Annotated in this window: 25 protein-coding genes; 14 read left to right on the plus strand and 11 right to left on the minus strand. The window is 44.9% G+C overall.

All coding sequences use genetic code 11. The features are described from left to right. Positions 1–67: 67 nt before the first annotated feature. Both EX191_RS08780 and EX191_RS08785 read right to left on the minus strand, forming a co-directional pair. On the minus strand, positions 68–1,042 hold the full coding sequence (locus EX191_RS08780; RefSeq protein WP_006740903.1) for a ParB/RepB/Spo0J family partition protein: 975 nt from the start codon (positions 1,040–1,042) through the stop codon (positions 68–70). 7 nt (positions 1,043–1,049) lie between these two features. Beyond that, a complete protein-coding gene (locus EX191_RS08785) occupies positions 1,050–2,267 on the minus strand; it encodes an AAA family ATPase (RefSeq protein WP_005374503.1) in 1,218 nt (405 codons plus the stop codon). A 1,240-nt stretch (positions 2,268–3,507) separates the two neighbouring features. Here EX191_RS08785 and EX191_RS08790 point away from each other — a divergent pair. Beyond that, the gene (locus EX191_RS08790) at positions 3,508–5,478 is read left to right on the plus strand and encodes a replication initiator protein RctB domain-containing protein (RefSeq protein ID WP_104972136.1); all 1,971 of its coding nucleotides are present in this window, start codon (positions 3,508–3,510) and stop codon (positions 5,476–5,478) included. Between the two features lie 289 nt (positions 5,479–5,767). Here the strand turns inward: EX191_RS08790 and EX191_RS08795 are convergent, their stop codons facing one another. Genes EX191_RS08795 through EX191_RS08805 form a run of 3 tightly spaced genes read right to left on the minus strand, consistent with a single transcriptional unit; the run spans position 5,768 to position 8,018 of the window. Next, the gene (locus EX191_RS08795) at positions 5,768–6,235 is read right to left on the minus strand and encodes a transcriptional regulator (RefSeq protein WP_104972137.1); all 468 of its coding nucleotides are present in this window, start codon (positions 6,233–6,235) and stop codon (positions 5,768–5,770) included. Continuing rightward, a complete protein-coding gene (locus EX191_RS08800; protein ID WP_006740905.1) occupies positions 6,235–7,167 on the minus strand; it encodes an ATP-binding cassette domain-containing protein in 933 nt (310 codons plus the stop codon). The genes EX191_RS08795 and EX191_RS08800 overlap by 1 nt, the downstream gene beginning before the upstream one ends. After that, the gene (locus EX191_RS08805; RefSeq protein WP_193447586.1) at positions 7,164–8,018 is read right to left on the minus strand and encodes an ABC transporter ATP-binding protein; all 855 of its coding nucleotides are present in this window, start codon (positions 8,016–8,018) and stop codon (positions 7,164–7,166) included. The genes EX191_RS08800 and EX191_RS08805 overlap by 4 nt, the downstream gene beginning before the upstream one ends. Before the next feature lie 361 nt (positions 8,019–8,379). On the opposite strand from EX191_RS08805, the gene EX191_RS08810 reads away from it, so the two are divergent. Continuing rightward, complete coding sequence (locus EX191_RS08810; RefSeq protein ID WP_005392088.1) at positions 8,380–8,577, plus strand: PA3496 family putative envelope integrity protein; 198 nt, start codon at positions 8,380–8,382, stop codon at positions 8,575–8,577. A gap of 281 nt (positions 8,578–8,858) precedes the next feature. After that, positions 8,859–9,920 carry a GTP cyclohydrolase II gene (gene ribA / locus EX191_RS08815; RefSeq protein WP_074190277.1) on the plus strand — a complete coding sequence of 354 codons (1,062 nt, stop codon included), beginning with the start codon at positions 8,859–8,861 and terminating at the stop codon, positions 9,918–9,920. A 71-nt stretch (positions 9,921–9,991) separates the two neighbouring features. Here ribA and EX191_RS08820 read toward each other — a convergent pair whose 3' ends face one another. After that, positions 9,992–10,747, minus strand: coding sequence for a substrate-binding periplasmic protein (locus EX191_RS08820; RefSeq protein ID WP_164665988.1), 756 nt, complete (start codon positions 10,745–10,747; stop codon positions 9,992–9,994). Between the two features lie 68 nt (positions 10,748–10,815). Between EX191_RS08820 and EX191_RS08825 the strand changes: the two genes are divergently transcribed. From EX191_RS08825 to EX191_RS08835, 3 genes are all read left to right on the plus strand, one after another. Further along, positions 10,816–12,711, plus strand: coding sequence for an ATP-binding protein (locus EX191_RS08825; protein WP_046875634.1), 1,896 nt, complete (start codon positions 10,816–10,818; stop codon positions 12,709–12,711). A gap of 100 nt (positions 12,712–12,811) precedes the next feature. Continuing rightward, on the plus strand, positions 12,812–13,021 hold the full coding sequence (locus tag EX191_RS08830) for a DUF3283 family protein (RefSeq protein ID WP_005374484.1): 210 nt from the start codon (positions 12,812–12,814) through the stop codon (positions 13,019–13,021). A 135-nt stretch (positions 13,022–13,156) separates the two neighbouring features. Beyond that, the gene (locus EX191_RS08835) at positions 13,157–13,873 is read left to right on the plus strand and encodes a YebC/PmpR family DNA-binding transcriptional regulator (RefSeq protein ID WP_005392082.1); all 717 of its coding nucleotides are present in this window, start codon (positions 13,157–13,159) and stop codon (positions 13,871–13,873) included. Between the two features lie 73 nt (positions 13,874–13,946). Here EX191_RS08835 and rodA read toward each other — a convergent pair whose 3' ends face one another. After that, entirely contained in the window at positions 13,947–15,029 is a 1,083-nt protein-coding gene (gene rodA / locus EX191_RS08840) for a rod shape-determining protein RodA (protein WP_085342435.1), read from the minus strand. A gap of 407 nt (positions 15,030–15,436) precedes the next feature. Between rodA and EX191_RS08845 the strand changes: the two genes are divergently transcribed. From EX191_RS08845 to EX191_RS08880, 8 genes are all read left to right on the plus strand, one after another. Beyond that, a complete protein-coding gene (locus tag EX191_RS08845) occupies positions 15,437–16,105 on the plus strand; it encodes a hypothetical protein (RefSeq protein WP_193447587.1) in 669 nt (222 codons plus the stop codon). A gap of 9 nt (positions 16,106–16,114) precedes the next feature. Further along, positions 16,115–16,813 carry an ABC transporter ATP-binding protein gene (locus tag EX191_RS08850; protein ID WP_151515220.1) on the plus strand — a complete coding sequence of 233 codons (699 nt, stop codon included), beginning with the start codon at positions 16,115–16,117 and terminating at the stop codon, positions 16,811–16,813. Next, positions 16,801–18,069: an ABC transporter permease gene (locus tag EX191_RS08855; protein WP_193447588.1), complete on the plus strand. Its 1,269-nt coding sequence runs from the start codon at positions 16,801–16,803 to the stop codon at positions 18,067–18,069. Before EX191_RS08850 ends, EX191_RS08855 begins: the two co-directional genes overlap by 13 nt. After that, positions 18,062–18,847 (plus strand): outer membrane lipoprotein-sorting protein, encoded by a 786-nt coding sequence (locus tag EX191_RS08860; RefSeq protein WP_042522314.1) that lies wholly within the window; start codon positions 18,062–18,064, stop codon positions 18,845–18,847. Before EX191_RS08855 ends, EX191_RS08860 begins: the two co-directional genes overlap by 8 nt. A 45-nt stretch (positions 18,848–18,892) precedes the next feature. Continuing rightward, entirely contained in the window at positions 18,893–20,221 is a 1,329-nt protein-coding gene (locus EX191_RS08865) for a hypothetical protein (protein ID WP_193447589.1), read from the plus strand. Beyond that, positions 20,222–21,244: a sensor histidine kinase gene (locus EX191_RS08870; RefSeq protein ID WP_193447590.1), complete on the plus strand. Its 1,023-nt coding sequence runs from the start codon at positions 20,222–20,224 to the stop codon at positions 21,242–21,244. Positions 21,245–21,259: 15 nt separating this feature from the next. Beyond that, on the plus strand, positions 21,260–22,054 hold the full coding sequence (locus EX191_RS08875) for a LytR/AlgR family response regulator transcription factor (protein ID WP_193447591.1): 795 nt from the start codon (positions 21,260–21,262) through the stop codon (positions 22,052–22,054). Between the two features lie 68 nt (positions 22,055–22,122). After that, positions 22,123–22,773 carry a DUF2268 domain-containing putative Zn-dependent protease gene (locus tag EX191_RS08880; RefSeq protein ID WP_193447592.1) on the plus strand — a complete coding sequence of 217 codons (651 nt, stop codon included), beginning with the start codon at positions 22,123–22,125 and terminating at the stop codon, positions 22,771–22,773. A 117-nt stretch (positions 22,774–22,890) separates the two neighbouring features. Here the strand turns inward: EX191_RS08880 and EX191_RS08885 are convergent, their stop codons facing one another. From EX191_RS08885 to EX191_RS08900, 4 genes are all read right to left on the minus strand, one after another. Continuing rightward, positions 22,891–23,385: a peptidylprolyl isomerase gene (locus tag EX191_RS08885; RefSeq protein WP_109169412.1), complete on the minus strand. Its 495-nt coding sequence runs from the start codon at positions 23,383–23,385 to the stop codon at positions 22,891–22,893. A 122-nt stretch (positions 23,386–23,507) separates the two neighbouring features. Further along, complete coding sequence (locus EX191_RS08890) at positions 23,508–25,169, minus strand: methyl-accepting chemotaxis protein (RefSeq protein WP_005392065.1); 1,662 nt, start codon at positions 25,167–25,169, stop codon at positions 23,508–23,510. A 180-nt stretch (positions 25,170–25,349) separates the two neighbouring features. After that, positions 25,350–25,736, minus strand: a complete 387-nt coding sequence (locus EX191_RS08895; protein WP_006740919.1) for a thiol-disulfide oxidoreductase DCC family protein — start codon at positions 25,734–25,736, stop codon at positions 25,350–25,352. 27 nt (positions 25,737–25,763) lie between these two features. Then, positions 25,764–26,558 carry a DUF4344 domain-containing metallopeptidase gene (locus EX191_RS08900; RefSeq protein ID WP_193447593.1) on the minus strand — a complete coding sequence of 265 codons (795 nt, stop codon included), beginning with the start codon at positions 26,556–26,558 and terminating at the stop codon, positions 25,764–25,766. Between the last annotated feature and the right edge of the window lie 154 nt (positions 26,559–26,712).

Consider the following 26,712-nt stretch of genomic DNA (forward strand, 5'->3'; position numbering starts at 1 on the left):
ATCTTTAATTTGACGCTTCGCAGATATAAAAAAACCGCCCGGAGGCGGTTGATTCAATCATCTTTTGTTATTGCAGCTTGTTTTGCACAAAGGCAAGAATCTCTTCCATCAAGCTGTCGTCAACTTTCTTCAAGTTCAACGCCAGACTGCTACCTTTTCGGCTGTAGCTTGCTCGACCTTTTACTAAGTCGACTTTTTCGGTCTTCTTGCCAGGTTTTGCTGGTGCAAGCTCAGCGATCCAGTTTTCGATGCTTTCCGTGACTTCTTTTGTCAGACGAGCAACGCCTTGAGCTGTGCTTCGCTGCCATAAAAACCCTTCGCTAGAGCGACATTTATCTAACAGCTCTTGCTGCTGCTCTGGCGTTAGCGTTGAAAACTGTTTGTGCAGTTTCACGATAGTTGGACGACCAAGATCGCCGACATTGGGATACGCTTGAAGCAGTTCTAACGGTAATGCCGCCGCTTTTAAAGCGCCACTTACTAACGCTTCACTGCACTGGAACATTTTCGCCAATGCTTTCTGATCTTCAGCTTCACCACTATCTAGTTTAGCCTGCATCTCTTTACCTTTTTCGTACAAAGAGAGCGGCTTGTGAGCATTTGCCACATCAGACAAAAACTTTGCATGGTCAGTATTGATGTTGTCAGCAACATAAACCAAAAAATCTTGCTCCGCGAGGATACAAGACATGCGACGACGGCTACCATCTAAAACTTCAATCTTGCCATCTTTAGTTCTACGACCCACCGCTGGATATTGTTGGCCACGCTCTTTGAGTGTGACTAAAACATCAGATAAAGCATGTTCGTTTAAGAACGATTGCTCACGAGCGTTATCAACAAACACCGTTGTTTCTGTCGCGACTTTCTCTGCAGGAATACGAACAAGTTCAAACTGAACAATGTTTTCACCTGCGACAGCTAGCTCAATCGTTTGAGCTTTTTCTTTTGCCGCGGTTTGCGCCTCTTGTGGAGTCACAACACGACGTTTATTCGTTTTGCCAAATAATTTCGCGTTTAATTCAGACGTTTTCAAAGCCATTTACTTATTACCCCTGATTCAATGACGGCCAATTAGAATGCAGCACACGCTCTAATTCCAGTGCGCTTTTATGAACAGCATCTTGTGCGGTGGCTAGCGTCTTCTTACCGCCTTCAAAATCGCTTACTGTCAGATCAAATACTGTGCTGTAGGTATCGGCACAGGTTTCAAACGCACGGCTACGAGGGATAGTAGCCATCATAACTTGGTCACCTAGAAGATAGTTCATTTCAGTTAAAACAGAAACTTGCTTCTTATTGTCGTCCTCAAACATGGTTGGCATCAAGCGAACAAACTCAAGACCATTCCAGTCTTCCGGAAACATTTCATATACCGTAGGCAAATGCTGGAAGAAGTTTACTGTTGAAGCCCAGTCCAGACGCTTAGCCGCACAAGGGATTAACAACGCATTTGATGCATACATCGCATTCCATACTAGTGGGTCAACGTGTGGGCCGGTATCAATCATGATGATATCGAAGTCATCAGCAATTTTATCAATCAGTTGCTCTTTTAGCAGACGAACGATATCGAGTGATGGATCTTCAGATAGCGTTTGCCATGCTTCAGCATTAAACATTGCGTCTTCTGGAAACGCTGAAATCGACTTTAAGTTCGGGTATTGCGTTGGCAGCAATACGTTTTTACGCAAAAATTCACTGTCAATTTCCACACCATCAGGCACGTTACCCAACATAATGTCTACCGCAGAATAGATATTATCATGCTCTGCCATGCTGATTTGCGGGTTGAGGAATAAACGTAGTGAGCCTTGTGGGTCTAAGTCGATTAAACAAATACGGTAGCGTTTATCCAAATTTAGCGCTAAACATGCCGCTAAATGGACCGCTGTCATTGATTTACCTGTACCACCCTTCTGGTTCTGCACGTTAATAATCCAAGGTTTGTTACCTGAATTCTTCTTACGCTCATGAAATTTAGGCACTTCAGCCGCATCCATAAGCATATGTGCTTCTTCTAACGTAATTGAATAATGATTCGCGTTATTTTTAGTAAATTGATGGCCAGCCGCTTCCATCTTACCAATCGCGTCATCGAGCTTACGACGAGTTAAACCTGAACGGGTTTCCATCATCGCCTTAGACATTGGTGGGAAGTAGTTATCGCTTCGCTCTTCTAAAACAATTTCAATACGGTCAGCTTGAACCTGCTGAGTCAGCTCCGCCAACTCAAGAAGGTTTTCAATCGTTTTTTCTCTTTTCATGCCAAATTCCGTTGGAAGGATTTATGCTTGCAATTGTACAGCAGTAAAGACCAAAAACAACAAAAAGGTGCACGAACATTTTGAATAACCATCACATAAAAAAACACTCAAATCGACGCTTTTATGATTTATGGTAAAAAACATAACTATTTTTAATTAAATAATCTTCGAATAAATGGACACCTTAAACTTAAAAACAAAAGTGTTACAGCGTCACTCATTTACAATGTAAATCAATTTTCTACCGGAACGATTATATTCTTAAGCTAAATTACGGATTATGTTAGGCCAACCTAATTTAAACAAAAAATAGAAAGCAATCTTTCAACATGAACGCTAATAACAACCTTGATCATGTATCCGAGCCAAAAAGGGCAGTTCAAGTGATGTTCCTATGGAAGTATGATCAAGGTATGCTTATGATCATGCTTCCATGATAAAACACAAATACGAAAGCATGATCATGGAAAAATAGAGTAGACGAGGGTGTAAACACGCGGATTAAATAAGATCCATCAATCGGAAATATGATCAAGCTATAGAATCTCTCGGAAGCATGAGTTTTTGTCTCTAATTTACGGTTGAATGCAGTCAGAATGGGGGATGGAGAAGAAATTAGTGGATAGAGAAGCCGGAACAATGAAATTGTTCAAGTGACTATGATAAATCTTACTCTCATGATCATGCTTCCTAAGAATAGTCCGAAACTAGGTTTTACTGCGGAATAAGAGCTACTTGGATGTATTTTCATCACATGCGTAATTTATCATCAATATTGTCTCCAGAACGATAGCTATCTCAGCTCTTGATCATCGATCCGAGTATCAATAACATCGACAATGCTCAATAAAATCCTCATTAAGATCATTATTAAACACAGCATCTGTGGATAACCTGTAAAAACATCATGATCATCGTTTCAAGACTCTTTTGATCATCTTTTCATAAACTTAATGATCATGCTTACGAGCAAATGTGATCATGCTTTCAGGCTATTGTTGATCATAGTTTCAGAATTAACATGATCATAGTTCCGACATGCATGAAAATAATCACTTTATAGAACATGGACTTAGCGGGAAAACGATAGCCAGATCATTAGATCATATAATCAATTAAGATCAGATTAATCAAAAAGATCAGTTATTTAAAAAACAATCTTTTTTCTTTATTTATGATCTGTTTTTCTTTATTCTTCGGAACCATAGCACAACTACGGCTAGTGTGATCTGGATCTAAAATGACGGCTGATGAAAAAATTCTGATTAAAGCACCTAGAAGCCATAAGGATGGCCATCTTTTTGAGGTACATGAATCCTCTGCAGATTGGGTAGAGCAGTACCAACATTTCAAAGGGGTGACCAAAAGCATCTTAGAGTTGCTTAATCTGATCTCATTGCGAGGTTTCAGCAGCAAAGATGGATTGGTTTCAACCACAGAGATTGTGGAAGCAACGGACGGACAACTCACTCGTGCAGCTCTGCAACAACGCTTACGTGCAGCAGTAAACATTGGTTTGTTTACTCAAACTCCAGTGCGGTTTGAAGAAGGACTTGCTGGTAAGACGATGTTACATAAGTTTGTTAATCCTAATCAGCTTATTTCAGTGTTGGGTGCAACAAGTCTTGTTACAGACAAAGTACGCCAAAACGAAAAGCAAAAACGTTCAAAAGCATTGGCTCAAACCCAAGTGAACAAGCGTTTGTTGAATGAACATGGGTTGAATACCCCTCCAACGATGAAAGATGAAGCCGATCAATTTGTCGTGTCTCCAACGAATTGGGCTGGGATCATTGACCAAGCACTTGCACCACCAAGAACTCGAAAAAGTTATCAGAAATCCATGGTGTCGATCTCTGGCACCAAAGCGGTTATTGAAACGCGATCATCCAAAAATATCATGACTGTGGATGATCTGATGACCTTGTTTGCTCTGTTCACGTTGACCGTGCAATACCATGATCATCACAAAGATCAGTATCAACTCGACGCAGCACACGTGCCGAACAAGACGCCGTTATACATTACTGATATTTTGTCGCTTCGAGGCAAAAAAGACAGTGGTCCAGCACGTGATTCTATTCGCGACAGCATTGATCGTATTGAGTTTACCGATTTCCAGCTGCATGAACTTACTGGTCGTTGGCTAAGTGAAAACATGCCAGAAGGATTCAAAAGTGATCGTTTTCGTTTTCTTGCTCGAACCATCACTGCGTCTGAAGAAGCGCCTGTAGAGGGAAGCGATGGTGAAATTCGTATCAAGCCAAACTTGTACATTTTGGTTTGGGAGCCTTCGTTTTATGAAGAACTATTAACGCGTGATTATTTCTTCTTGTTCCCACCAGAGATCTTGAAGCAACATACTTTGGTATTCCAACTGTATTCTTTCTTCCGTAGCCGCATGGTGCGTCGTCATACTGACTGCATGCTGCTGAGTGAATTAAACCAGAAGCTGGCACGTAACATCGAATGGCGACGATTCTCGATGGATTTGATCCGAGAGCTGAAGCGTTTATCGGATGGTAAGGGAACGGATGAGCTGTTTGTCGTGAATTTGTGGGGTTATCACCTGACGATCGAAACTATGATCGAGAATGACAAAGTGATGGACTACCAGATCGATATAAAATGCGATGTGGAAGAAGTCTTACGTTATTCACGTGCGCGAACAACCAACGCAGGAAAGCGTAACATGGCGCCTACGCTGCCAAACCCACTTCGTAATGAGATGGTTACCCGACAACAGCTTGAAGAGCTCTCAGGCATCATAGACGGCGAATTTGAGCCTATCCAACGCAAAGCGCCATCTCCAAGAGGGAATTTAGGCCGCCGCGTGAAGCAAAGAAAACACCTGGTAGAGATCAATGCAGACGAGATCACCATTACTTTATCTAAATATACTTCACCAGAGGCTCTAGAACGCAGTATAACGGCTTTATCTGCGATGACAGGGCACTCGTATGCCTCAATCAAAGAAGAGTGCTCTGATTACATAGAGAAGCTTGATTGGCTAAGGGTAGGGGATGAGCCAATTCCTTATGAGACATTAAGCAAAACCGTCGAGCTGTTTAACACCCAAAATGATGTTAAGCACCTTACCATTGAGCGCTTGATTGCTGGATTAGCGGTACGTCGGAAAGTGTGCCGTCAAATCTTCGATGGCCATATGGATGAAATGGTATTCCGCGCTCTGGATGAAATGGCGATTTAAAAGCGTTGCTTGATGTGTATCAAGCAATAGGCGTGGCGTATTGATTTGAAATGTAACAATGTCTTTCGATGATAAAAAACAGACTTAACTCTAACAAATCACTGACATTAGGAGCTAAGCCTGAGACTACTATTTATAACGAATAGACAACCTTTTGTCCTTTCTGATGATTAATAGATTGGCTCATATTGTTACATTCATTCTGAATAGACTTCGCGAGTTTCTCCTCAGGAAACTCGCTTTTTTTTACCTCAAATTCCTCAAAGTAAGCCTTGATCATTTTTCCAGATTAATGAGATAAACCTTGATCATGCTTCTTGGCTTCATTCCAATGTAAAGAACGCATCAAAGCAACATGCGACTCGATTAAGTTATGTGCTTGTTGTTGCCACTCATTTTGATCGCATTGCTGATTACAAAACTCTAAAGCTAAAACGGTAAGGTGCTGAAGTCGCTTTAAACACCAATCTTTGATCAGAATATCGGTCGATACCTGACATGCCGCTTGCTCGAGCTTTGCGCTCGTGTAAAGCAAGGTTCGATACGCTTTTTGAGGATCTCGGTACCTAGCATGTTGAAACACACGCAAACAGCCGTCTAGCCAGCAAGCAATCGCTTTGCTTTGAACTTCGTTCAGTTCTGGGCCAAACACGCCGTCGGGCGCTTGATATAAGAGCGTTTCCAGTTTTTCAACTTGATCATGCTTCCGATGTTCATACCACATGGCGATCTGATCTTGCCAAGTCCTCAATTCCATTACGCAGCCTCAGTCCATTGTTTTACATAGTGATTGGGTCCTATTTGATCAAATTCGTCGACAATGATGCTGCTACGACTACGAATTTCATCGGCATCTATCGAATAGTTTGGCTCACTTTTCACTAAGTTACCAAAAGGAAGATCTGGATCGGGAACGGCTGAAATCAATAGTTTGGTGTACGGGTGCTGCGGATTCTTCAGTATTGAGTGTGTATCACCCCATTCAACGATTTGCCCTTTGTACATCACAGCTGTTTCTTCCGCGATGTAGTGTGCGGTCGCCAAATCATGAGTAATGTACAAAAAGCCGATTCCTAGCTCTTGCTTCATGCGCTGCATTAGATTCAGTACGCCTAGGCGAATGGAGACATCCAACATCGATGTTGGCTCATCCGCAAGAATGATTTGCGAACCGACGGCGAGAGCACGTGCTAAGTTTACTCGCTGACGTTGTCCACCACTTAGCTCGTGAGGAAACTTATTTAATGTCTCTTCAGGTAGTTCCACCAAATTTAAAAGCGCTTCCAAACGGGCAGGAATGTCACGTTCACTTTTGATTTGCTTATGAATCTTTAAAGGGCGTGTGAGATGATGGCGAATGGTATGAGTTGGATTGAGTGAGCCAAACGGATCTTGAAACACCATTTGTACTTTACTGCGATACTCTTGGAGCGCTGAACGTGACGTAATCTCATTGATATTAGTGCCATTGAAAAGGATCTCGCCTTCTGTTGCCGGATAGACTTTAGTGATCAAGCGAGCACACGTACTTTTACCGCAGCCTGATTCTCCAACCAAAGCCAGCGTTTTTCCTGCATACAGATCAAAGCTCACGCCTTGGAGCGCACGGAAGGTTTCCTCTTTCGCTAAACCACCGCCTACTCTGAACTCTTTAATCACGTTTTTCATTTGGATGATAGGCTGATTCATGATTGCGCTCCTAGTCGCTCTGGTTGTTTGTGGACGTCGTGGATGTTTGGAAAAGAAGCCCATAGCTTTTGTGTGTAGGGATGTTGAGGATTATTGCGAATTTCGTATGCCTGATTGACTTCGACGATTTCTCCATGCCGCATGATGGCAATGCGATCACACAATTGGCTCATCAGCGCCAAGTCGTGCGTAATAAAGAGTACTGAGAAGCCAAATTCATCTCTAAGCTGGTAGATTTGTTGTAAAATCTCCCTTTGTACCACCACATCTAAAGCGGTTGTGGGCTCATCCATAATTATCAGCTTGGGGTTCAAAGACAAAGCAATAGCAATCACCAAGCGCTGACGCATTCCACCTGAAAATTGGTGAGGGTATTCCGTTAACCGTTCTCGTGGAATATTGACCAAGTCCAATAGTTTTTCTGCTCGATCTTTCGCTTGAGCGTTGGTGAGTCCTTGGTGATGACGCAATACATCTGCGAATTGCTCTTGGATCGTTAAGACAGGGTTGAGTGAGTTCATCGCGCTTTGAAACACCATGGCGATTTCACTCCACCTCAGAGCGGTTAGCTCAGAATCTGAGAGGCTAAGAATGTCTTTGCCATCAAACAATATTTTACCGCCAGAAATGAACGCTGGCGGCTTATGGAGACGGTTGATCGAGAATGCGATCGTGCTTTTGCCACATCCCGATTCACCAGCAAGCCCAAATACTTCCCCTTTGCCGATATCGAAGCTGACGGATTTTGCCGCATTGAAATCACCATTATCGGTGATGTAATCGACGCATAAATCTCGGATCTGGATGACCGGATTATTGTGGTATGCATGATTTAAGTTAATACCATCCATATAAACACCTTACCAATGTAAAAGATAATTATTATCATTATCAGGTGTGATGGTTTTTAGAAAGTGGCAAGCGGCGAATCAGTGAAGTGACTCGAAAGTTAGGCGAAATAAAAAGTGGTATCCGGCGTTGTTAATGAGGTCAAGGAAGACGAGAATTGAGAGCTGGATCAGCACACTTTTCTTAGGGGGAATTACTCAAATCTAATCGTAAATTTGCCCCTTGGCAAAACTTAAATGATGGATCTATTAAGGAGTTAACGAAAGGGCGGGAGGGGTCACATTTCCCTACAGTTTTTCTTACCACCTCGTTCCTGTTTTGCTATAGATTACGCATCGAAAACATGGTGTGTTCGGAGGAAATATGTCCATTAATTCTATCGACCATGACGAGATGACCAACATCGCTCACAAATGGGAATTACCTGATGAAGAAGCCGTTGTGAAGCCTGAGAAAACAGTGAAATCAGCAGAAGCCAGAAGACGCATTGAAGCGCTACGTGAAATCCGTGAAAGTGGATTGACCATTGAAGAAGCAAGGGAGCTTGGCTTGATACACTGATTGCTCTAGTTTGGTATAGCAATCCATAGGGTAGTCGTCGGGCTGCCCTTTTTATTTTTCGCTCCATTTTAGCCATAGCGTCTCACTACAACATCTCACATCTCTTTATTTTTCTTATCCAAACGTTCTAATTCACCTCTCTTTCACCTAAAAAGTTCTAGATCCAAACTCATTTTCATCTGTGTAGAAGTTTGACAATCTTACCTAGCGTTACTAAAAGATATATCAATAGCGATATGCTTTTTGTTGATTATCGCGACCACAAAGCAAGGAGCGCGAGTATGGTTGACCAAATCCTTTTTTATGAGCCCGATGAGCCCCACGGTTTTCTTTCCAATTTTTGCCATGCCCCAGTCAATATATCCTCCCAAACTTGGCCCACCAGCGAACATTATTATCAAGCCCAAAAGTTCCTCGATGCGCAGTTACAAAGCAAAATTCAACACGCGAGCACTCCCGATGAAGCATTCGCCTTAAGCCGAAAATACGAACATTTCGTCAGAAGTGACTGGGAGGATATGAAGCTGGCCGTTATGGCTTTCATCGTTAGAGAAAAGTTTCTGCAAAATCCACCTTTAGCGCAGCAGTTAATGAGAACGGGTAACGCTTGTCTTACAGAGCATTCTCACAAAGATGCCTTTTGGGGGGATGGGGGAGACGGTAAAGGAGAAAATCATTTAGGAGAAATTCTGATGAACGTTCGGGCTGAGCTGAGACATGTCGAACCCTACAATCTCGTGAAGTTCATCGATAAAGCCAAATTGCCGACCCAATGGGGCACATTTATGATGTATGGCTTCGTTGAAACCGCCACGAACAAAGAGCATCTTGCCCTCGTGTATGGAGAGCCTGCAAGCAGCGCTGCACCGCTTATTCGGTTGCATTCGGAGTGCCTTACTGGCGATGCCTTGTTTAGTACGCGTTGCGACTGTGGTTTTCAGCTCAACAGGGCGCTACAAAATATTGTCGAAGAGGGATGTGGTGTACTGCTTTATTTGCGTCAAGAAGGACGTGGTATTGGCTTGATTAATAAAATTCGAGCTTATCACCTCCAGGACGATGGCGCTGATACTGTAGAAGCCAATGAACGTTTGGGCTTTGCTGCCGATATGCGTGATTACGCATTCTGTAAAGGGATGTTAGAGCATTTGGGCATTGATGCGGTGCGACTAATGACGAACAACCCACGTAAGCTGGCTGCATTAAAAGCGGTTGATATCAACGTCATTGAGCGTGTGCCCTTGCAAGAAGGTAATAATCCGAGCAATCAACACTACTTGCAAACTAAGGCGAGTAAATTAGGGCACATGTTTGATCCTAAGTTTGTCAATCACACCAAGTAAAGCATCATCTATGTCTCAATAGATGAAAACGCCAACGATAGAATCGTTGGCGTTTTCATTCGTTAGGTCATTTATTGATATCTTTGAATGATCTCATCAATTTCGCCCGATGTTTTTAACTCAGCCAAACGTATATTGATGTAGTCCTGAGTTTCTGGCTGCATTTGGGGCGAAAAGGCCAAATAGATCGAGTAGTCAGGGATGACTGAGTCGAAAGATTGGATATGAAAATCTTCTAGCGACAAATTGAGGCGTTTTAAGTTGTACATAACGCGTGATTCCATTTCGACGAAGGCTGTATCTCCTGGTGTTCGGGTAATCACTCGATATGCGGCATCATAGTCTTTAACGCGTATTTCATTCACACTACCATCCTCAAAGAATGGGATTAAATTCGGATAATCAAAACCGAGTAGTAATACGATAGATCGGCCATGCATGGTGTCCATATTCTTGAACTCTAACGGTTTCTCACTACTAGAGACCAATACATGTTTTACAGTGTAAATGGGCTCTTCAGACAAGTTTTCTGATTGCACCTTGCCCCAATTTGGGCTGCCGTAAGTTAGCCAGTTTGGTTCGCCACCTTCTTCTAATATGGAGATCATTCGTTTAAACGGATAAGTATGATAATTCACCTGATAATCTGATTCAGCGAAAATGGCACTGACGATGTCAGTCACAATCCCGGAATGCATTTGCCCCTGTTGTTCTATTTGAAATGGCCTTGCTTGGTCGGCGATAACGTAATAATTCACTTCAGCGGCAGTAGCATAAGTTCCTATCGCAATAAAACTAAAAGCCAATCTAAGTAGAAGTCTTTTCATCGTATCCTCGATTATTATTTACGCGTGGCTATATTTAGAGTAGCGCAAGTTTATCGGAGCGATTTCATATGGATGAAAAAGAGCGATCTCAACGTCGATTTAGTATCGGCAACCAACTTATGTTGGCGGTGCTAACGTTGAGTTTAATCTTTACTGTCATCATTTCCGCTGTGAGTTTATATCGAGTTTTTAACGAAGATTTAGCCCATTTGCACGTCGAGCTAAAGCAGGTCGAATCCAGTTACTTATCGAGCTTTTCTGCCAGCTTATGGGTGGAGGATAGGGAGCTGTTACTCACTCAAGCAGAGGGCGCAATGCGCATGCCCTCTGTGGATTATTTACGTATCGCTAATGAAGATGAAGTTATCGTCGAACTGGGCACCGCACTTTCTGAGGATGTCGTAGAAAGAAGTTGGCCGATGCAATATCGTGTTGGTGATAAAACCTATGATCTGGCGACATTGACTGTTCAGGCGGATCTGAGCTCGATTTATGAAGATCTTTGGCAACAATTTTTTTTCTTGCTCACGACAGAAGCGATCAAGATCCTATTGCTCATAATTGGCGTGCTTTGGGTCGCCTTCCGCCTCTTGGTCAATCCTCTCCAACTGCTTTCCGGCGCCGTGAGCGATTTTAGTGGCGGGAAGGTCCCAAGCAAAGTTACGCTCCCAAAGCGTTGGTGTTTTGATGAAGTGAGCGTGTTGGCGGAGAAATACAACCGAAGCGTTGAGAAAGTCCGTGAACATCAGACTGAGCTTGAAGAAGAAAGAGATAGAGCGGAAGTCGCCAACCGCAAAAAAAGTGAATTTCTTGCCACTATGAGCCATGAAATTCGAACACCGATGAATGGCATTATTGGTGTCGCTTCATTACTGGGTGACACCAAACTCGATCCTCAGCAAAAAGAGTTTGTAGAGATCATCGATAGTTCTTCTCACTCTTTAATGACGATCATCGACGATATTCTCGACTTTTCTAAAGTCGAAGCAGGTAAAGTCGAATTAGAAAATGCGAGCTATGATCTGCGCCGTATTTTGGATGATGTGATCAGCTTACATACCGTCAAAGCCAAGCAGAAGAATCTGCAATTGCTTAGCGATATTGATCCTCACTTGCCAGCGGAAGTGCAAGGTGATGCTGCACGCTTAAAACAGGTATTGAACAATTTGTTGAGCAACGCGATCAAATTTACTGATCGTGGTCATGTGAAGCTTCTTGTTGAGTTAACACGTCAAGAGCATGATGTCGCCATGATTCGATTTCGCGTCGTTGACTCTGGCATTGGTATTGCGAAAGAGAACCAACAAGCGATCTTCGAACGTTTCCAACAAGCCGATGGCAGTACAACCAGAAAGTACGGTGGTACCGGCCTTGGTTTGGCGATTGGTGCTCAGTTGGTGAACTTAATGGGAGGAGAAATCCAACTGACAAGTGAGTTGGGGCTTGGTAGTTGTTTTGAGTTTTCGATTCCAGTTGTAGTAAAAGCACGGTCTACCTACACGGAACGACCTAATGTTTTGACGTTTCCAAAAGTTGAAGATAATGAAACCAGCCTCCAGCATGACAATCAACCTTGGGTATTGATTGTTGAAGATACCATCGTAAACCAGAAAGTCGTGCGTATTATGTTGGAAAAGCTCGGCGTTCGAGTGAGCGTCGCAAATCATGGTGAAGAAGCGCTTCAGCTATGTGAGAAGCAAGCTTTTGACTTGGTGTTTATGGATTGCCAAATGCCAGTGATGGATGGTTTCATTACTACTGAGCGTATTCGACAAATGGGAGAGTGGGGGAAACACGTTCCCATTATTGCGTTGAGTGCCAATGTTATTAAGGAAGATCAACAACATTGCTTTGACGTCGGTATGAATGAGTTTGTCGCCAAACCTGTGACCAAAGATCGGTTGCATCAAATATTCGAGCAGTTTTTACCAAAAGCACTGAAAATCAGTGCGGGTCCCAAATAGTTAACTTGAAATTGATCAAGTTAAGTGCGTTTCTATTCTGCAATTGTAACTCTGTATGCTATAGTGCGCGGCTAGTATTTAAAGTACCTTGAGGCTGTAAATGTCGTTCAATCTATCCCTATTGCCGCCTGATGAAAAAAACAAAATCGAACTGGATAAACAAGCGTCGTTTTTGGTTTGGAAGCTCAGAGAGGCCAAATCTGGTCCTGAAGCAATAGAAGAACAGTTGTCCAAGATTAACGATGCTGATGAAAAAGCGTTTTTTCAGCAATCGGTCGAAAAGTACAAACGAGTAATGGGTGTCGCTTAACGCGAATCGTGACAACGGTATAAAACTATGTGGCGAATGAGGTAACCTCCCCATTCCTTTGCTAAGCGAAATTGAAAAGGTTTCGCTTTTTGCTAAAATCCTTCGCATTAAATTTGAATTTAGAGAGACATCCCGATGGGAAGAAGTTTTGAAGTGCGCAAAGCCTCTATGGCGAAAACTGCAGGCGCGAAAATTAAAGTTTATTCCAAATACGGTAAAGAAATTTACATGTGCGCGAAAAACGGCGGTAGTGACCCAGACATGAACTTGTCTCTTCGCCACCTGATCGCGAAAGCGAAAAAAGATCAGGTACCAGCGCACGTTATCGACAAAGCACTAGACAAAGCGAGTGGCGGCGGTGGTGAAGATTACCAACCAGCGCGCTACGAAGGCTTCGGCCCTGGCGGTACTAGTGTTATCGTTGACTGTCTGACCGATAACGGCAACCGTACTTTCCAAGATGTACGCCAATGCTTTGTTAAAGTGGGTGCGAAAATTGGTGTTGAGGGCTCAGTTTCTCACATGTTCGATCACCAAGCGGTATTCCAGTTCAAAGGCGACGATGATGAAATCATCCTAGAAACGCTAATGATGGAAGATGTAGACGTAACTGACGTTGAGCTAGAAGACGGTGTGATCACTGTATTCGCTCCTCATACAGAGTTCTTCAAGACGAAAACAGCACTAAATGGTGCGTTCCCAGATCTAACGATCGATGTGGAAGAAATCACTTTCGTTCCTCAAACTCACACTCCAGTAGCGGGTGAAGATGCTGAGAAGTTCCAGAAATTCCTAGATCTTCTAGATGACTGTGACGACGTTCAGCAGGTTTACCACAACGCAGAGCTATAATTTCTTAGCTTCCACCGTTGTAAAAAGGCTTCCCGAGGGAAGCCTTTTTTGATCACTCTCTTTGCTAGCAGCATTATGCGTTGCGATATTTGGAATAACACAGTGACATGATCACACCAAAACAGATGCCTTGCGTCAGCATGGCCGTGCCGCCGTAACTAAAGAACGGTAGAGGGCTTCCCATTACAGGCAACAAGCCGCTCACCATGCCTGTATTGATAAAAGCATACAGGAAAAAGCTCATCGCTAATGCACCACTCACAAGCCGACTAAAAAAGTGTTCAGACTGACATGCAAGCAACATGACGCGCGCGGTAATAAACAAGTACAGTGCGAGCAAGACTAAACTACCAACAAAACCCCACTCCTCGGCATAAGTCGAAAAAATAAAGTCCGTATGACTTTCTGGAATAAAGCCAAGTGTTCCTTGCGTAGCATTCATCCAACCTTTGCCTTTCATTCCGCCGGAGCCTATCGCAATTAAAGATTGGATGATTTGGTAGCCCGAACCTAACGGATCCGACTCCGGGTGCAAGAACTGAGTAACGCGGCTTTTTTGATACGTCTCCATGACGAAGAACCACAAAATTGGCGCCAACGTTAATATACTCGCGACAAAGCCACCGATTATTTTCCAGCTCATGCCAGCTAAAAATAAAACGAATAAGGCGTAAATGACGGTAAAAACTGCACCGTCTAAATCCGGTTGTAGCGCGATTAACCCAGCAGGAATCATTGTGATGAGTAAGCAGAATGCGATTTTCCTACTATCTGGTCTGCCGCCTTCAATATGTAGCATCCACGCGATCATGATTGGAATCGAGAGTTTGATTAGCTCCGAGGGTTGAAAGCGAAAAAAGCCAATATCGAGCCAACGTTGAGAACCATTAGTGCTATCGCCAAACAAAGCGACAGCAAGTAGCAGCGCAACCGCAATAATGTAGAGATATGGAGCTGAGCGTTGATAGCTAGCGGCGGGAATCGATGACATGACCAATATACAAACCAAGGTCAGTCCGCAGCGTGCTAAATGCTTGAAGAGCATGGCCTCATTAAAGCCACTGGCACTCCAAAGTGTTAGTGTACTCAATAGCATGATCGGAATGATCGCCATCAGCAGTGGCAAATCGACCCTGGGGAAAAAACGCTTATTCATTTTCTACGACCTAATAACGCACCCAGTTCGAGCGCGAAAACAACCAGAACTCGAGAGTTCGAACTATTCCGATGCTAAGAATCCTATTTGGAAATAACAGACACCATGCAAAGGTGTGTATGAGAGGGGCGTCGATGTCGTCTGTTATGGGTAAGCTGCTTGGAAAGCTGTGGAATGGATAAATACACTAGACGCAGGTTTTAATCCAGTATTTTTATTCCTATTGTGGTGAAAGACAGACGCTTACAAACAAGCTGGGATAAATGTTCTCTTTAAGGATGGAATGTCATTCATCGCAGCAAACAACCGTTCATTCTAAATAACTGCCATTGGTCGCATGCAAAAGCAGTGTGCGATCTTCTCCCTTAATCTGAAACCATCAAATCACGTTCAAATAAGGACAGTACATGATGGTTTCTCAATCTCGCTCAATCAAAGCTCTTAAACTGGCAAGTACGTTTATCGCCGCATTTGCACTCAGCAGCAATCTGGTACTGGCTAACCCAAGCGAGCGTACACTCAGTCAATTCAACCAAGCAGCGCAGGGTGATTCTGGTTTGGTTGATACCGTTTACGGCGAACTATCCAAACAACTCGAAGAGCAGGGCGCAACGCCGGTGACCTTGGTGTATTTAGGCAGTGCTGAGACGTTGCAAGGTCGTGAGGCGTTTATGCCTTGGAACAAGATGAAGTTCACCGAGCGCGGCCTTGCCACAATCCAAAAGGGTTTGGATTTAATGGCGAATCAGCCTTTACCACTGCAAGAGCAACAACGCTTACAAGGCTTGCCGGAATACCAATTAGCCACCGCCATGGCAGCTACTACGTTTACCTCTCTGCCAGACATGTTCAATCACTTTGAGCGTGGCTACGAGCTGTACCTTTCTCTGCTCGATGAACCGAGTTTTAGCCAGCAACCTTTCGCCGCAACGTCTTGGATTTATCGCTACGCCATTGAAGCAGCACTACGAGCTGAAGATGTTCAACAAGCCAAAACATGGTTGGCGCAAATGGAGCAGTTAGGTGATAGCAATCTAGAAACGCAAACCGCGAAAGCGTTGCTAGCGAAATATTAGGGAGGCGTCATGATCGTATTTAATCAACTTAGCCGTGATTACGCCCTTGGTAGCCAAACGGTACGTGCATTGCGAGACGTGTCTGGTGAAGTGTTTGCCGGCGAAATGGTGGCATTGTGCGGACCGTCTGGCTCAGGCAAAAGCACCTTACTTAACGTGCTTGGCATGCTGGATACTCAATACCAAGGTCAGGTGACATTTGCAGGCAGCCCATACCCAACCGGACAAATGCAAGCGGCGAAAATGCGTCGTGAGAAGCTTGGCTTTGTGTTCCAAAAATTCAACCTTGTTCCCGTGATGACGGCGTTAGAGAACGTGGCGTATCCGCTACACCTCAACGGCTTTTCAAAAGCAGAGCAAACCGAGCTCGCCACACAAATGCTAGAACACGTTGGCTTGGGCGAGTTTATTCATCACATGCCAGACAACCTATCAGGCGGTCAGCAACAACGCGTGGCAATTGCTCGTGCGTTAGTACATAAACCAGCGTTGGTGATTGCTGATGAGCCAACCGCAAGCCTTGATAGCCAAACTGCCAACAAGGTCATCGACATTATGAAAGGGCTCGGACACGAGCTTGGTACCACTTTTGTCGTCGCTACACACGACCCTCGTATGGCATCTCGCTGCGATCGAACCATTGAGTTAGTGGATGGCAAAATTACCCAAACGCACGCGAGTGTGGAGGAGGTTTCATGGGCAAGCTAATTCCCGTTTCGGTTCGCCTTGCTTGGTTGAACCTGCAACGCAATCGCCGCCGCAGTTTGTTGTCGATGCTGATCATCGCCATTGCCGTGTTTGCCTTAACCAGTGCGGGTGGTTTTGGTCTGTACACCTACGACAGTTTGAAAGAGTCAACAGCACGTGACACGGGGCATCTGACGTTAACCACGCCAGGTTACTTCGCTAAAGAAGAAGAGATGCCACTGAGTAACGGGTTAACTCATGCGGACGACATCACCAAGCAATTGATTGGCTTGAATGAAGTGCGAGGTGTGCAGCCTCGAGTTGAGTTCAGCGGTTTGATTTCCAACGGCAACAAGTCCTCGATCTTTATCGGCATTGGCGTTAACGAGCGCGAATTCGATATGAAAGGACCGTTTTTGGATGTGCGCGAAGGGCAGACGCTGTCCAACATTCATGCATCGCGTTATGACCCAGCAGAGCCAGAAGTGATGCTCGGCGTTGATTTAGCGAACAACCTAAGCGTGCACGTTGGCGATTGGATTACCTTGCTGGCGACCACAACCGACGGTGCTTTGAACGCATATGACTTCAAAGTTCGTGGCATCTATTCAACCGGCGTGCCTGAGCTTGATAAACGCCAGCTGTACGTACACATCAACAGCGCGCAATCGTTGCTAGGTTCAGACAAAGTCAGTGCACTATCTGTCTTCCTGTTTGATACCAGTTTAACGAGCCAAGTCGAGCAACAAGTGGCTTCGGTTCTGATTAAACAAAAGCAGAACTTTGGTGATCAAGATATTGAAATTACGCCTTGGCAAGAACGCGCGTTCTTCTATCTCAAAGTGAAAGATTTGTACGACCGTATTTTCGGCATCATGGGGGCAGTGATGGCGCTGGTGGTCTTTGTTGCGCTGTTCAACACCATGACCATGTCGGTCACCGAGCGTACCCGTGAAATTGGCACCTTGTCAGCACTTGGTAGCTACCCTCGCGAAATCATTGCTGGGTTCTTGCGCGAAGCAGGGTTACTTGCGGTGATTGGCAGCTTAATCGGCGCTTTGTTTACTGCGTTAGTTACCGTCTTACTGATGGTCGTGGATGTGCAAATGCCGCCACCGCCAGGGCGTACAGAAGGTTACCCATTAACGATTTACTTCTCTTGGGAGCTGGTGGCTGTCGCAGGATTCGCAGTATTGATGATTTGTTTGATTGCGGCGTTTTTCTCGGCACGCAAAGGGGTGAACAAGCCAATTACGGAGGCACTGATTTATGTTTAATTTCAAATCACTATTACCAATTGCATTGCTGACGGTAACTTGCTTTGCAAGCATCAATGCCAGTGCGAATGAAACAGCGCTAGATGCACAGCAAGTTGCGCAATTGATTGAAAAAGCCGACAGCTACCGCTTGCAAGATGATTCCTCCAAAGTGGTGTCACTGGTGCGCTTATATCAAGACCAAGAATTAGATAAAACCCGCCTTTACCACGTGTACACGCGTCCAAATCGTGAATCGTTGGTGGTGTTCAAATCGGCAGTCGAAGCTGGACAAAAGATGCTGATGATGGGCGATAACTACTGGCTGCAAATGCCAAAGAGCCGCCGTCCGATTCGCATTACGCCAATGCAGAAGCTGCTTGGTGAAGCGTCTATCGGCGACATCTCAACCCTGACGTGGAGCCAAGATTATCAAGGTGAATGGAAAGCGACAGAAACCGTTTCGGTGAACGGAGAGAGTGTTGCGGCTTATCACCTTGCCTTAACCGCGAAAACCAAAGGGGCAAGCTATCAGAAGATCGATTTGTGGTTGTCTGAGCAAGATGCGTTTCCAATTAAAGCTGATCTCTACTTGCGCTCTGGCAAACTCGCCAAGCAAGCGCAATACGGACGTGCAAGCGACAACGGTGAAGACTACGTCAGTGAGATGACCTTGCTTGATAGCATTCAGCCGAGCAAAAAGACCGTTATCGAGTATCAAGAAATCGTGCCTTGGCAACTGGATAACAAGTTCTACAACCCAAGCTATTTGCCGAAAGCCAACACGACTCAGCTTTAGCCTGAGCTTTGTAAAGAGAACCATGAAAACGAGCAAGGAAGTCACATGAAATCGCACCAGCCTAACCTTAACAAAAGCACCAGTTTGTTGATTGCTGCCTCATTGTGTGTGGGCGCGTCAGCCCCTGCTTTTGCCAATGATGAACTGAGTTTTGAGTGGGATTGGGCTGTCAGTTACGAAACGGCCAAGCAGCGTGACAGCGCATTTATACAAGCGCAGAGCAGTTCTCGTGATTCACTTAATGCACTGTTGGATGTGCAGGTGAATTATCAGAACTTCAGTGGCTTGTTTGCTCTGTACAGCCAAGGTTTGTACCTAAATCAACAAGGAGAGAGTGAGTGGTGGAGTGAAGCTGATAACCAACTGCTGATTCGAGAGCTGGCTTGGCTAGGAGAGTGGCAAGTCGGTGATACCACTTTTGATGTGAGCTTAGGTAAGTTGCGCGTGGATTGGGGCGCGGGTTATGGCTACCGACCTTTGGATCTGTTTAAGCCTTATCGACAAAACCCGGTTGGCTTAGTCGCAGAAGAGGGCGCGGGCGTGTTTTCACTTTCACACTATGATATGGCAGGCGAGTGGACGGTGATTGCGACGGATTCAAGCTGGGGACAACAAGACCAAAGTGCACTTGATCAAGCAGCAGAGCAACAAGGTATTGGTATTCGTCATTATGCGCTGGTGGGTGACACCGAGTATCAACTTATTGGTTATTACGATGATGTGCGCCGAGGTTTGCTTGGCGCCAGTGCCACTGCGGTGTGGGATGAATCCATCGCCATGCACGGCTCATTGCTGTGGCAAAAACAGAGCGTCGGCTATCAGTTTCAGCAGGATGATCTCTACCAACCCGTTTCGGTTGAGGAGCAGGGCAGCGCATTCCAGGCCTTAGTTGGACTGAACTGGGCAAACCAAGCTGGACACAACGTGATCGCTGAATATTGGTACGACAGCCGAGCATGGTCGAAAAGCGAATGGCAACAAGCAACAGAGCGTGGCGAATTTCTCTCTCAGATCCCTGATCCGAATGTACCTCTACTTGCGACAAGCTACGCCCAAGGGTTTCAGCATGCCAATATCGTTCAGCATAACGTAATGCTGCACTGGAGTTGGGATGTAGAAGCATGGGCTGCATGGAACGGCAAAGCGGATATGGGCTGGCTAAGTGATGTAACCCCTACGTTGGATGTGATGTTGTCGCCGCAAGATGGCGGTGTGATCGTCACACAGTGGCTTAACTACCGATGGATTGATACTGGCGATCAAAGTGTAGAAGTGGAAGTTGCCGCACGCTTTTTAACCGGAGACGACCAATCTGCTTACGCACAAATCAATGATAAGCATATGATTGTATTTAATATCAAAGGGAAATTCTAAATGTATTCAGCTAAGTTAATGGTAGAAAGTGGATGGCTACGCAGTGTGGTTGTCACGACTTTATTCTGTTTGTTTATCTCGGTAATGACATTGTCTGTTTGGGGTGGTCCTTACTATGTACATGTATTGGTGAGCTTTGGTTTTGGTTACTCCGCCTTGTTCTTCTCTTGGTTAGTCGACAAGTTGTTTCCTAGCATCCCTCGTAGACTAGAAATTGCTTTGTCACTGACCGCCTGTTTGTTGTTTGGCGTCATTAATGCGCAGTTTTGGCTCGGTGAATACTTCGGCATTTCGGGCATGCTGCCAGTGTTGCTGATGGGCTTGTTATTCAGCGGCATGTGTTACTTTTATTTCCACTCACGAGAGAAAGAAGCGATTGCTCAGCGTGAATTAGAGAGTATCAAGCGTGAAAAGGCAGAGCAGGAACGTGCACTGTTGCTAAGTCAGCTTAAACAGATGCAAAGCCAGATTGAACCGCATTTCCTATTTAATACCTTGGCAAATATCAGCGCGTTGATGTCCCAGGACGTTGATAAGGCCAAGCAGATGTTGGATCAACTTACCGCACTATTACGTGCGACGCTAAAAAGCTCACGTGAAGAGCACACCACGATTGAGAATGAAATTGCCTTAATTGAAGCCTACTTGAGTATTCAGAAGATACGTCTGGATGGACGTCTAAGCTACAAAATTGAAGTAGAAGACGGTTTAGGAACAACAGAACTGTCACCGATGATGTTGCAACCTTTGGTGGAGAATGCCATTGTTCACGGTATTGAGCCAAAGCGAGAAGGTGGCGAAGTCAGTTTACTCATCAAGCGCGAACAACAGAACTTGCAGATTGAAGTTAGAGACACAGGTGTTGGTTTGAATCATGTTAGTGGGCACATGGGCTCCGGCGTGGGTTTGAGTAATCTCAAGCAGCGAGTTGAAGCTTTGTTCGCCGGGCAAGGAGAGGTTTCTATCAGTGAGTCTGCTCAGGGTGGCGTATGTGTTCACCTGAGCTGGCCAATGGAATCGTAATCAAGGAAGAAAGGAATGAATACAGGGTTTACTGCCATTATTGCTGATGATGAACCGCTATTGAGGCGTCATCTTGATAAAAGCCTAGCTGAAGTGTGGCCAGAGCTAGAGGTGATAGCCAAAGTCGCCGATGGTGAACAAGCGTTGCAAGCTATTGAGCAAAATCAACCTGATATTGCGTTTCTAGATATTCGTATGCCTGTTCTGGATGGCATGACACTAGCGCAAAAACTCAATCAACTCGCCAATCCACCTTTGATTGTGTTTGTCACTGCGTACGATGATTACGCCATCAAAGCTTTTGAGCAAAATGCCGCCGATTATTTGCTCAAGCCTATCTCGGATGAGCGCCTTCTGACGACGTGTGAAAGAGTGAAAGCACGCCTTGCTAAGCGAGAGCAAGAAAGCAGCAGTAATGTGCAGATGAGCAGCCTGTTAGAGCAGTTGCAGCAATTATCCGCGCCACAAACGCCGCAGTATTTACAGTGGATTAAAGCGACGCAAGGGGAAGATATTCATCTGATCGCCACGTCTGATGTGTTGTATTTCAAAGCGGAAGAAAAATACGTTTCTGTGTATGCCCAACAAGGACAAGGCAAAGTACAGGAGTATTTGATTCGTACATCGTTGAAAGAGTTGATAGGGCAGCTTAACCCAGAACAGTTCTGGCAAGTGCACCGTTCAAGCGTGGTGCAAGTGTGCAAAATTAACAAAGTAAACAAAGACTTTGCTGGAAGAATGTTTGTGCATGTTGGAGAAACTAAGCTCCCTGTGAGTCGTGCATCTCAAAGTTTGTTCAAAGGGATGTAATCGCTAGAACTGCTCACTCTTTACACTGTAAACTCGCTGCTCTTAACCCACATTATCAAGGAAGATAAATGAGTTATCGCGTAACCCTGTTAAATGCGACGGGAGAGTTGTCTCCAATCTCTGAGTATTTGCATCAGAAACTTGATGATCTGAGCTCACTACTTTCTAGTTACTTTGATTTAAGTAACATCGATTTAAGTAACGTTGACCTGACCGTTAGCCCGTTTGATCGCAATGACGTACCGCAGACGGGGATTGGTGGCTATTGCTTAAGTGCCTATCGTGTAGAGATTTTGCTTGATACCCAACGTGCTGATATTAAAAATGTTATTGAGAAAGAACTGGCTGCGGTGTTAGCGCATGAGTTGCATCACCTGTTCCGTATGCGAGCGGGAGAGAATGGCGTTGCGCTTGGTGATGTACTGATTATGGAAGGGTTAGCTTGTCATTTCGAACGCAAGGTAAATGGTGGTGTCACTCCGAGCTTGTTTGAGAAAATCAAAGATCAAGATTGGCGCCCTTTCTATGCTGAGATGAAAGACAAGTTGACCAGCTTAGATTACAACTTCGACGCTTACTTTCTTGGTAGCGATGAAAGCCGCTGGCCGAAATACATGGGGTATTGGGTTGGGTACAACCTTGTTGCTGAATATCTGGCTGATTTTCAAGGCTCTGAGCTTGATTTAGTCGGAGCAAAAGCCGAGCTTTTCTATCAATAACTCCGGCACAAGCTAAACTAATAGGCTGAGTCATAAAAACAAAAAGCGCTTAAGTCATAAGACATTAGGCGCTTTTTTCGTTTTGTAGCGACGATTTCTACCAAGAGGCGAATGGGCTTATTCGCTGACTGTCACTTTCTCAATAATGATTGGATCGCATGGTACATCATCGTGACCAAGCTTAGAGGTCGTTTTTACTTTCGCGATGCGGTTTACGACATCCATACCCGCGGTCACTTTACCAAATACCGCGTAACCCCAGCCTAGGTTAGTGGTTGCGGTGTGGTCTAGGAAATCGTTGTCTTCCAGGTTAATGAAGAACTGTGCCGTTGCAGAGTGCGGTGCATCGGTACGCGCCATTGCGATAGTGCCAACAAGGTTCTTTAGACCACGGTTTGCTTCGTTTGCGATTGGGGCGCGTGTTGGCTTTTCTGCCATGTCTTCGGTGTGACCGCCACCTTGGATCATAAAGCCGTCGATAACGCGGTGGAAAATGGTGCCGTCGTAAAAGCCATCTTCACAGTATTTTTTGAAGTTCTTTGAGCTAACTGGCGCTCGTTCTAGATTCAGTTCAATTTCGATGTCACCGAAATTGGTGGTCATGGTAATCATCTGGTTTTGCCCTTGTGGGTGCTTAGTTGGCGGCATTATAGCTAAGTCGCTTGAGGATAGCAGAAATAAAAACAGCGACGTTAAGGCGTCGCTGTTTCTACTATTAAGTATGGTTAAGGAAGTTAAACCGTGAAGCGTCCCACCAAGTCGTAAAGCTCGTTGGCTTTGTGATTGAGGTTTTGGCTGCCCGAGCGATTTTGATTGGCAAGGTGCGCCGATTGACTACTTTGCTGAGAAATGACTTCGATGCGTTGTGAAATCTCTTGTCCAACTTGGCTTTGCTCTTCGGTCGCGGTCGCGATCAGCGTGTTCATGTCCATGATATTCGCAATCGCTGCTTGAATATCTTGCAGCGCAACCGATGCAGCACGTGCTTCTTCTACTGTCGCTTCGCCACGTGCTTGGCTAGATTCCATCGCTTTTACTGCGGCATCCGATCCAGCTTTAAGTTGATCGATCATCTTGTGAATGTCACCTGTGCTGTCCTGAGTGCGGCTTGCAAGCTTACGCACTTCATCCGCTACAACTGCGAATCCGCGTCCTTGGTCGCCCGCTCGTGCTGCTTCAATGGCGGCATTTAGCGCAAGCAAGTTGGTTTGTTCAGCAATATCTTGGATGACTTCAAGTGAGGATGAGATGTTCTGCACGTCACTCTCTAGACGTGAAATTACAGTGCTTGCTTCAGAGACCTCATTCGCTAGCGCTTCAACGGAATTAGCGGCGGAGTCTACGATGTGTTTTGCTTGTTGTGCGTTGTCATCGGCGTTTTTAGCGGAATCGGCGGCTTGGTTTGCATTGCCAGAGATCTCGTGAGCGGTGGCCGTCATTTCTGTCATTGCGGTCGCGACTTGTTCCGTTTCCTCACGTTGACCAGAAGCCAATTCATCCACTTGTGAGGCGCGTTGAGACATGTTGTTAGTTTCTGATACTACCTCTTGTCCGACATGGCTGACGCTCTTAATAATTCCTTGCAAGCTCTCAACGAAGATATTGAAGTTATGCGCGAGCTGCTTAAATTCTGGCACGCTAGATTCTTCCATACGCGCGGTTAAGTCGGCGTCACCTTGCGCGAAAGATTGGATTGAGCTGTCAAACTGTTCGATAGGGCGCATAATGCTACGGTTGACGAGTACGGCAAAAATGGCCACGACAACGGCAATAGAGACACAAAACATAGCAATAGCGGCTAAGGTATTGTTTAGCTCATCGTTTGCTGTGTTTTCCATCTCTGTAATGATCGCATCGATATCATCAGTATAAAAACCTGTGCCAATCATAATATCCCACTTGGGAATGAACATGGAGTAGCTGAGTTTTGGTAATGCTTCGGTTTGCCCTAACTTAGGGAAGTAGTAGGTTGTGAAGTCACCCGTTTTGGCGTTTTTCAACAGGTCTTGGATCAGGTAGTTGCCTTTTTTGTCTTGAAGGTTATAGAAGTTTTCTCCAACCCCTTTGTTGTTTTTTCCGACAACAACACGCACGCCTTTTGAGTCGTACGCAAAAATATAACCTGATTGGCCGAACTCTAGCTCTTTGAGCACTGGAATAGCTTCTTGCAATGAGGCATTACGATCCAATAACGGTTTGAGTGCGGAATGAGCCATCTGCACATAGTTTTTCAGTTCCGCTTTCTTCATCGCCATCATCGTCGTGTGCGTATGATTGATTTGTTGTTGGTTGTAGGTACTGGTTTGGAGGTAGGTAAACCACATCATACCCAAAGCAATCGTTAACACGGGAATGATGGAAAGAATATAAAGTCGCTTTCTTATCGTTAGATTCATAGGTACTTCCTTACGTCTCGGCGCAGCGTTACAAACTGGTAAACTTCAATAGCTTTACCAAATAAAAGTGTTAATAATTATTTTTGTACTGATTGCAGATTAACCGAGTTGGCGGGTGAGAAGTACAGGAAGTTGGTGATCGTGGACGAGAGAGACTCACATTTTTAAGCAGGATCACAATTAGCGAGAGCATTGGCCCGAGTTGCAGCGGGAGCTACCAGTAAGCCAGTATGAGACACGATACCTATTGTTGGCAAAGCGTAGGTAAAGCCAGTCGGCAATTGGTTTGAGTAATGGCCAACGTAGTGGTGCATATAGCCAACCTCGACCGACCAACTGCCATGCTCGGTGAGTCACATCAAGACCAAGTATCAGTTCATTATTGTCATTCAGCGCATGCAAAATCGTATTGGCTTTTTGTGCGTCTATCTGTGGGTAATCAGAAAAGTCATCGCTGTAGATATCGACGATTTTTATCGCTTGTTTTACATCTCGTCGCTTAAGTGCGTGCATTTCTTTGGCGCACAGTGGGCAAGTTCCGTCATAAAATATGGTGAGTTTTGTCATTGCGATCGTCTTATTATTTGATTTGGCTTACTGAGTTCTACGTGGCGATTTTTCTTTTGGTTCATTATGTTGCAGGTAGTGGTTCCAATTCGCGCGTATGTTCTCGTAATTGTATTGGCAAAAGTCTTTGCGATCTCGTAGGTAGTCTTTTTCAACTTCATCGAGAAGCGACTTGTACTGTTCCGGATCACTGCCGTACACCAAACATAAGGTAGAGAAGTAGCGTTGCAAATCAAAACTGTGCTCATCAATGTACTCACCGAAGTCGTAGTAGTCCGGTCTGTCATCGGACTCAAATGCGAACATGTCGGCGGCGCTAATGGCCATCTCTGCGCCATCTTCTAGGAAGTCAATCATTAAGATCGTGGCAAAATTATCGACGGCATCTTCTTCTTTTCCGAGAACAGGGATGTTTTGATCTTCGATGTAAGCATGCCCGGCTTCATGCAGCAAGGTGTGTAATAACGTATCTAACGCCCCTGTTTTTGGGGATTTTCCAAGGCGTTCTTCATACTGGTTATTGGAGAAGTAATTGAGTGATTCCAAATAAAAAGTGTAGGGAATGTGTATCGTGTGCGTATCGGGATCGTACATTGGGCCATCTTCTCCGCCGTAAACCAGTGTGAGTGGTTTGCGAAATGGAAAGTGGATCTGAGATAGCTCAAGAAAAATTGGGTTTACATCGCTGTTTTGGATAGATTGCAGGGCGATTTTTTCATGGGTTGTTTCCACGGAAGAATATTCAATACGGATATTTTCCGCTGCAGTGGCAGATGAGATGGCACAGAGTAATAGCACAGGGAAAAGCGAATGAATGTTCATGTAGGGCTCTTGTTATTTGAATAACTTACATAAAAATTATACATGTTTTTGTGTGATGCATAATTGGGATTGTTTTTATCACCCAGAATCGGGTAGTTAGCCTCGAAAGACTACCATGACAACCCCGTACATTTTGGTTGCTGGGCCCTCCAGA

Source organism: Vibrio chemaguriensis (assembly GCF_012275705.1).
Classification (GTDB): domain Bacteria; phylum Pseudomonadota; class Gammaproteobacteria; order Enterobacterales; family Vibrionaceae; genus Vibrio; species Vibrio diabolicus.

What these genes read in the sequence shown, in the direction of transcription:
- EX191_RS08890 (WP_005392065.1), bottom strand. Translation starts at nt 25,169, where the DNA reads ATGAATCTAACGATAAGAAAGCGACTTTATATTCTTTCCATCATTCCC.
- EX191_RS08800 (WP_006740905.1), bottom strand. Translation starts at nt 7,167, where the DNA reads ATGAATCAGCCTATCATCCAAATGAAAAACGTGATTAAAGAGTTCAGA.
- EX191_RS08900 (WP_193447593.1), bottom strand. Translation starts at nt 26,558, where the DNA reads ATGAACATTCATTCGCTTTTCCCTGTGCTATTACTCTGTGCCATCTCA.
- EX191_RS08865 (WP_193447589.1), top strand. Translation starts at nt 18,893, where the DNA reads ATGAAATCGCACCAGCCTAACCTTAACAAAAGCACCAGTTTGTTGATT.
- EX191_RS08785 (WP_005374503.1), bottom strand. Translation starts at nt 2,267, where the DNA reads ATGAAAAGAGAAAAAACGATTGAAAACCTTCTTGAGTTGGCGGAGCTG.
- EX191_RS08830 (WP_005374484.1), top strand. Translation starts at nt 12,812, where the DNA reads ATGTCGTTCAATCTATCCCTATTGCCGCCTGATGAAAAAAACAAAATC.
- EX191_RS08845 (WP_193447587.1), top strand. Translation starts at nt 15,437, where the DNA reads ATGATGGTTTCTCAATCTCGCTCAATCAAAGCTCTTAAACTGGCAAGT.
- EX191_RS08835 (WP_005392082.1), top strand. Translation starts at nt 13,157, where the DNA reads ATGGGAAGAAGTTTTGAAGTGCGCAAAGCCTCTATGGCGAAAACTGCA.
- EX191_RS08855 (WP_193447588.1), top strand. Translation starts at nt 16,801, where the DNA reads ATGGGCAAGCTAATTCCCGTTTCGGTTCGCCTTGCTTGGTTGAACCTG.
- EX191_RS08825 (WP_046875634.1), top strand. Translation starts at nt 10,816, where the DNA reads ATGGATGAAAAAGAGCGATCTCAACGTCGATTTAGTATCGGCAACCAA.
- EX191_RS08810 (WP_005392088.1), top strand. Translation starts at nt 8,380, where the DNA reads ATGTCCATTAATTCTATCGACCATGACGAGATGACCAACATCGCTCAC.
- EX191_RS08885 (WP_109169412.1), bottom strand. Translation starts at nt 23,385, where the DNA reads ATGATTACCATGACCACCAATTTCGGTGACATCGAAATTGAACTGAAT.
- EX191_RS08895 (WP_006740919.1), bottom strand. Translation starts at nt 25,736, where the DNA reads ATGACAAAACTCACCATATTTTATGACGGAACTTGCCCACTGTGCGCC.
- EX191_RS08795 (WP_104972137.1), bottom strand. Translation starts at nt 6,235, where the DNA reads ATGGAATTGAGGACTTGGCAAGATCAGATCGCCATGTGGTATGAACAT.
- EX191_RS08875 (WP_193447591.1), top strand. Translation starts at nt 21,260, where the DNA reads ATGAATACAGGGTTTACTGCCATTATTGCTGATGATGAACCGCTATTG.
- EX191_RS08860 (WP_042522314.1), top strand. Translation starts at nt 18,062, where the DNA reads ATGTTTAATTTCAAATCACTATTACCAATTGCATTGCTGACGGTAACT.
- EX191_RS08790 (WP_104972136.1), top strand. Translation starts at nt 3,508, where the DNA reads ATGACGGCTGATGAAAAAATTCTGATTAAAGCACCTAGAAGCCATAAG.
- rodA (WP_085342435.1), bottom strand. Translation starts at nt 15,029, where the DNA reads ATGAATAAGCGTTTTTTCCCCAGGGTCGATTTGCCACTGCTGATGGCG.
- EX191_RS08805 (WP_193447586.1), bottom strand. Translation starts at nt 8,018, where the DNA reads ATGGATGGTATTAACTTAAATCATGCATACCACAATAATCCGGTCATC.
- EX191_RS08870 (WP_193447590.1), top strand. Translation starts at nt 20,222, where the DNA reads ATGTATTCAGCTAAGTTAATGGTAGAAAGTGGATGGCTACGCAGTGTG.
- ribA (WP_074190277.1), top strand. Translation starts at nt 8,859, where the DNA reads ATGGTTGACCAAATCCTTTTTTATGAGCCCGATGAGCCCCACGGTTTT.
- EX191_RS08780 (WP_006740903.1), bottom strand. Translation starts at nt 1,042, where the DNA reads ATGGCTTTGAAAACGTCTGAATTAAACGCGAAATTATTTGGCAAAACG.
- EX191_RS08820 (WP_164665988.1), bottom strand. Translation starts at nt 10,747, where the DNA reads ATGAAAAGACTTCTACTTAGATTGGCTTTTAGTTTTATTGCGATAGGA.
- EX191_RS08880 (WP_193447592.1), top strand. Translation starts at nt 22,123, where the DNA reads ATGAGTTATCGCGTAACCCTGTTAAATGCGACGGGAGAGTTGTCTCCA.
- EX191_RS08850 (WP_151515220.1), top strand. Translation starts at nt 16,115, where the DNA reads ATGATCGTATTTAATCAACTTAGCCGTGATTACGCCCTTGGTAGCCAA.